The 4,318-nt window shown below is 46.9% G+C and carries 5 protein-coding genes and 2 pseudogenes; all 7 read right to left on the reverse strand.

Going from position 1 to position 4,318, the window contains the following annotated elements:
• Positions 1-395 (reverse strand): annotated as a pseudogene (locus BWI97_RS26180) (hypothetical protein); the annotation flags it as partial.
• A 46-nt stretch (positions 396-441) separates the two neighbouring features.
• Positions 442-831, reverse strand: a complete 390-nt coding sequence (locus BWI97_RS26185) for a carboxypeptidase-like regulatory domain-containing protein (RefSeq protein WP_102203411.1) — start codon at positions 829-831, stop codon at positions 442-444.
• A 52-nt stretch (positions 832-883) separates the two neighbouring features.
• The gene (locus tag BWI97_RS26190; protein ID WP_102203412.1) at positions 884-1,657 is read right to left on the reverse strand and encodes a GLPGLI family protein; all 774 of its coding nucleotides are present in this window, start codon (positions 1,655-1,657) and stop codon (positions 884-886) included.
• 683 nt (positions 1,658-2,340) lie between these two features.
• Positions 2,341-3,015: a LytTR family DNA-binding domain-containing protein gene (locus BWI97_RS26195; RefSeq protein ID WP_102203413.1), complete on the reverse strand. Its 675-nt coding sequence runs from the start codon at positions 3,013-3,015 to the stop codon at positions 2,341-2,343.
• A gap of 29 nt (positions 3,016-3,044) precedes the next feature.
• A complete protein-coding gene (locus tag BWI97_RS26200) occupies positions 3,045-3,323 on the reverse strand; it encodes a hypothetical protein (protein WP_102203414.1) in 279 nt (92 codons plus the stop codon).
• A complete protein-coding gene (locus BWI97_RS26205; protein WP_233208069.1) occupies positions 3,317-4,063 on the reverse strand; it encodes a hypothetical protein in 747 nt (248 codons plus the stop codon). The genes BWI97_RS26200 and BWI97_RS26205 overlap by 7 nt, the downstream gene beginning before the upstream one ends.
• Positions 4,026-4,318: pseudogene (locus BWI97_RS28770) on the reverse strand (histidine kinase); the annotation flags it as partial. The gene BWI97_RS26205 and the pseudogene BWI97_RS28770, both read right to left, overlap by 38 nt.

The following is a 4,318-nucleotide window of genomic DNA, read 5'->3' on the forward strand; positions in this document are numbered from 1 at the left end:
GGACTTGCTACTTCCTGCCCAATCGTATTGGCACTGCCGATGATGCCGACCTTGGTCCGGCCCTTCAGCGAGAATAAACTACCGTTCAGGCTGCCCCGTTTTAAGGTGCCGGATTCAACCGCCAGATTTCCCATCAGCCGGGTTTTCCGTTCGGCTTTGACCTGCAGGTTAAGTACTGTTTCGTCCGATCGTTCAATGCCACGAAGGAGCGGATTTTCCGTATGGTGTTCAATGGCCTGAACTTTATCAATGAGGTTGGCCGCAAGATTTTTGGTCAGCAGCGTATAGTTCTGACTAAAAAGCTCCTGGCCATCCAGGTAAAGTTTACGAATGAGGCGATTGTTATAATAGAGACGCCCATCCGAACGAACTTCCAGGCCGGGCAATCGTTTCAACAGATCCTCTACCGAGCGTTCAGTACCATTGGCAAACGACTGAACGTTAAATTCCAGCTGTGTCGCCCCTGATCTGTACGGGAGGACGGGGCCGGGTAATCACTACTTCGCCGAGCTGAACCGGACGGGATTTCAGAGTAATCGTATGCGGAGCCACCCATTGTCCGGCAGGCAGCTGGGTCGGAGCGTAGCTCATCGCATGCACGCGAATCAGCACGTTTTTCAGGGAACCTGCTGGTAATACGATCGTAAATTGTCCATGAGCATTACTTTTGGTGTAGGTCAGATAGGTTGTATCCATCCCCTGAAACGCATGAACGGAGATGACAGCCGACGGAACACCCTGACCCTGCTCATCCTGTACTTTACCCGTTTGGGCCAGTGTAGATCCTGCCGCCACCAGTAAAAAGAGAATAGAGTAAAACGCATAGTTCATCCAAAAATGATCACGATTTAGTATATACGTTTAATACCTGTAATCGAAAGCCTTATTTCGCTGTTTCCAGCTGAAATGGGTATACATCTATGGAGTATACCTTCGAACGGTAGGTTAAACTAGTAATGCTGTTCCCCTGATCGTCTGGTTTGGGAAGGGGCCGGGCATTCATCATCTTATCGTAATTGCGAAGGTCTTCTTCCAGTAACCGGGCAAATTCCGGAGAATTTACGTTCCTGGGGCTACCGAAAGGACAAGCCGGACGAAGCGTAAGCGAATGATCCATCAGGGCGTATTTTTCCAACACCATTACTACCTGGCGATCCGTGGAACGGGCTTCCACAATCAGCCCCGGAAGACCATATAGTTTCCAGGGGCCATCCTGAAGGGGTATGTCCGGAGCAAACCATACTTCGTACTCGCGGCCACGTACCTTAGCCCGGGCCGACTGGCACTGCCACTCGCCAATGTTACGCCGCTGGCTGGAAATTTCCCAGGGAATGGGTTTTAGACTATCCTCTACACAATATTTTCTGGTTCTGGAGCTTTCAGGAGCAAGCATTCGGTTTTGGGCAAAATCTTTGTAGATGCCTTGCGTACCTGATGTGTTTAATAGCTGTGTATTTTGGGTATGGACACCGAGTTTGGCATCCACCGTTCGAAATTCCGATTGCTGTGCGTGAAATCTTAGCTCACACGTCTTTACTATGGACTGGGTTGTATCGGGTTTTAAACGCGTTTCAACGCGATAAACTGCTACGCCTGAAAAAGATTGAGCGACAGCCTCTCGAACGAATACAGTGAGAAAAAGAACAAATAATCGCATTGGTTTCAAGCTTAGGTTAAGGACAAACTAAATGTAGTTAAAATAAAAATATTTCTGGTAAATTATCTACTTAGTATAGCAAGTTAGTCCGAACGAACTATCACGATTAAAGCAGTACTCTGGAAAACAGTATGGCCTGTACTACAAGTTTGTTCCGGGTCATTATAAGATTTTTAACCTATCCACTAGCTGAACTTCTGTTCCGTTTGCAAGGCTATACCCGTAGTATACATTACAACTTACTAATGATAAATTTTTTAATTCTATCTAATTCAGAAGAATCTAACTCTTATTAATTAGCCCCAGACCTATTCGTAATGAATATTCAAACATAGCTCTATGTTACGTCTAATATTATTGCATTAGTAAAGGCTAGCAAGGATATACCTAGTACTATTTGTAAACCCAAAAACTTTGCTGAACTACACTTTTACTAATTCCTTGAGAAGGTTATTTATCAAATCTAAAAACAGATATTATAAGCTATTTATATGTAATCGTGTAATCAATCATCTAATTTTATTAGATAATATAAGCAGGCATCCGTACAGGAGCATTTTCTTACCAAAGCCTCTAGGGAAAGGCTCATTTAGGCTCAGGATTAAACCAATCCCCAGTCTGAGATCACGTACCACCTTTTGATCAGATAAGCTAGAATTTGCTCCAGCACTAGACCTTTAGGCTTATAGCAGGCTTTCCAGCTGGGCCCGGTAGGACGCTCCTACAGGAATTTGCCGTGAAGCCATTTGAATCTCAGAACGACCCATTCGTTGGATGTACCGGATATTGACCACAAAGGAGCGGTGCACGCGAACGAAATCACCCGCAGGAAGCAATTCCAGCAATTCGGGCAGACTGCTTCTCACGAAGATGGTTTGCTGAGCCTGACAGACCTTGACGTAATTGTCGGCTGACTCCAGATACTCAATCAGATGGGGCTGGATACTGACCCATTCGTAGCCATCCTTGACGAAAAGGGGCGTTGAAGCCACCGCTCCGGATGAGCGGTAGCGATCCCGGACTTTCTGCGTTGCCTGCAAAAAACGGTCAAAGGCAATGGGTTTGAGCAGATAATCCGTCACCTCCAGCTCATAGCCTTTCAGGGCATGCTCGGGATAAGCGGTCGTGAAAATCACCGCCGTTTGCCTGCGAAGGATTTCGGCCATTTCCAGTCCACTCAGTACGGGCATATTGACATCAAGAAAAATCAAATCCACCGCTTGCGAGCGTAAAAAATCCAGTGCTTTACGGGGATTGGTAAACGTGCCTTTCAGTTCCAGAAAAGGAATACATTCGGCAAAAGTCTGAATGATTTCCAAAGCAATGGGCTCATCATCAACGGCCAGGCAGGTAAGCATAGCAAGGTTTTAGTAACGTAGCAAGGTAGCTAGATCGTGTCGAGATTCATACAAAGTTGCACCTGATAGGTCTGTTCATCCGATTCTACCCGTAAGGTGTGCTGATGGGCGTAGAGCAAGTGCAACCGTTTTTCTACGTTTTTAAGACCAATGCCGGAGCTGCCCAGTACACTAGCTTTAGGAACTACGGAATTAGCCAGTTTCATTTCCAGTCGCGAATCGTTACAACTAATCTTCAATCGAATCCAGCAGGGAGCATCCGTGCGGATACCGTACTGAAAGGCGTTTTCAATGAATGGAATCAGCAAAGTGGAGCGATCAAAAGTTCAGGGGTCTGCGTGGGAAGTTCCGTCTGAATGACGATGGAAGCATCGGTAGGAATTCGTTTTCGCTGAAAGTCAAGATACGCCTGAATGAAGGCAAGTTCCCGGGATAAGCGTACCTGGTTCTCGGCATCTGTACCCTGTACGTAGGCCATGAGAGCGATTAACTCGCGAAGACTTTGCCCGGTAGCCGTACCGGCTAGGGAAGGCTGGGTACTAAGCAATTGTTGAAGCTGGCTGAGTACATAGGGATTACTTTGTTGTTTCTTTTGCTTCTGTAGTTGCTTTTCGAGATGCCTGGACTGGTGGTACCAGAGAATAGCCTGATAAACGACCGCAGTACTTACGTAGGGTATAATGCTAGAGACCCAAATCACGATTACACTTCTGAGCATCCGCAGGTAATCCTGAAACGTATGCGTGACTTCCCAGAAATACTGCGTGTCAAAGCCGTGCGTAGAGCCCTGATAGGCTGAATCCATCCTTACCAGCCACTGGTTAATGGTAAACTGACTATTTATGATGATCCAGTACGCAACCGCCAGGCCCCAGAGGCCTGCCAGGTACGTTAGCCCTTTCCTTAGCACAGCCGTAACTCCGCCCTTTCTAACCCATAACGGCTGAAATAAAAACCTAAAATGGACATAGGTAAAGATCGACCAGATCAAACTCTGGACCAAAGCCCCTTCAACGCCTGCGATGATTTTGTACCATACTGTCGCCATAGAGAACTCCTTCAGGGGTGCCTGGGTCAGGTAATAAAGATAGGCGTAGTAAACAAAGCTTACCAGCCCCAGCACAAGGGCTACCCTGATCAGCACCTTCCGGTCGGACCAGACGGGAAGTTCCGAGTTCCGTTTCAAGAGGTAGGGTTTCCCGGGCCTGCGTAGCGATCTGTTGAATGGATTCGATGATGGAAACCTGTTTTTCCCGCAGGGATTGACCATAAATCGTATTTAGGGCATTATATAGAAAATGAG

It is taken from the genome of Siphonobacter sp. BAB-5405 (assembly GCF_002872335.1).
Classification (GTDB): domain Bacteria; phylum Bacteroidota; class Bacteroidia; order Cytophagales; family Spirosomataceae; genus Siphonobacter.